This is a genomic window from Pseudomonas sp. 2VD, assembly GCF_005503585.1.
Classification (GTDB): domain Bacteria; phylum Pseudomonadota; class Gammaproteobacteria; order Pseudomonadales; family Pseudomonadaceae; genus Pseudomonas; species Pseudomonas aeruginosa.
Window position 1 is genome coordinate 1 of sequence record NZ_SCND01000644.1, and the last position, 1,367, is coordinate 1,367.

Genomic DNA, 1,367 nt, shown 5'->3' on the forward strand with positions numbered 1-1,367 from the left:
TCGCAGGACAGTACGCTGCCCGGCTCGCGACCGTGGTTGCCGGCGACCACCTCGGCGCTCCAGACGATCAGCTTCTGTTCGCCGACCTGGCAGAAGGCGCCAGGGTAGGGCTGGGTCACTGCGCGCACCAGGTCGTACAACTGCCGTGCCGGCCTGTGCCAGTCGAGCAGGCCGTCCGCCGGGGTGCGCCGGCCGAAGTGGCTGGCCTGGCTCTCGTCCTGCTCGACTTCCGGTAGCACGCCGAGGGCGAGCAGCGGCAGGCTGTCGCGCAGCAGGGCGCCGGCGGCCTTGCGCAGCTTGCCGTGCAGGCTCAGGGCGGTGTCCTCGGGGTCGATGGCGACGGCCTGCTGGGCGAGGATCGGCCCGGCGTCGGCGCGCTCGATCATGCGATGCAGGGTCACCCCGGTCTGCGTTTCGCCGTTGACCAGCACCCAGTTCGCCGGGGCGCGTCCGCGGTAGCGCGGCAGCAGCGAACCGTGCAGGTTGTAGGCGCCGCGTGCGGCGCAGGCGAGCAGTTCGGCGCCAAGCAGGCGGCGGTAGTAGAAGGAGAACAGATAGTCCGGGCGCAGTTGGCGGATGCGCTCCAGCCACAGCGGATGGTTCACGTCCTCGGGCGCGTGCAGCGGAATGCCGCGCTCGGCACAGAGGCGTGCGACCGAGGCGTAGAAGGTGTTTTCCCGTGGGTCGTCGGCATGGGTGAAGACGGCGGCGATCTCGTAGCCGGCATTGAGCAGGGCTTCGATACCGGTGCAACCGATGTCGTGGTAGGCGAAGACGACGGCTTTCGAGGTCATGGCGTGGAAGGCTCGCTGGATGAAGAGGTGAAACCGGCCCGCTGCAGGGCCGAGGGAAGCGCGGAGGGCGTTGCGCGGACCACGCGCTCGATGAAGAAGCGCGGCCGCGCGCGCACGTCGCTGTACATGCGCCCGAGGTACTCGCCGAGCAGGCCCATGCCGAGCAACTGCACGCCGCTGAACATGAACAGCACGGCGAACAGCACGAACAGGCCGTTGCCGGCCCAGGCGGCGCCGAAGGCCAGGCGCAGCACGAGGAGGAACAGGGCGAAGAGGAAGCCGGCCAGGGCCATGCCGCCGCCGACCAGGCTGAGCAGGCGCAGCGGCGTGGTGGTCATGCAGGTGACCAGGTCGAACATCAGGTTGAGCAGGCGCATCGCGCTGTATTTCGATTCGCCATGGGCGCGCTCGGCGTGGGCGACGCGGATCTCGCAGGTATGCCGGGCGAAGCCGTTGGCCAGGATCGGGATGAAGGTACTGCGTTCGCGGCAGGCCAGCATCGCTTCGACGATGCTGCGCCGGTAGGCGCGCAGCATGCAGCCGTAGTCGTGCATGGCGACCCCGGTGGAGCGC

General features: G+C 69.4%; 1 protein-coding gene and 1 pseudogene. Both read right to left on the minus strand.

Annotation, left to right across the window (positions count from 1 at the left end; translation table 11 throughout):
• The coding region (locus FFS27_RS32725; protein WP_137952555.1) for a formyltransferase at window positions 1-794 on the minus strand (794 nt) is incomplete at its 3' end.
• Window positions 791-1,367 (minus strand): annotated as a pseudogene (locus FFS27_RS32730) (undecaprenyl-phosphate 4-deoxy-4-formamido-L-arabinose transferase); the annotation flags it as partial. The gene FFS27_RS32725 and the pseudogene FFS27_RS32730, both read right to left, overlap by 4 nt.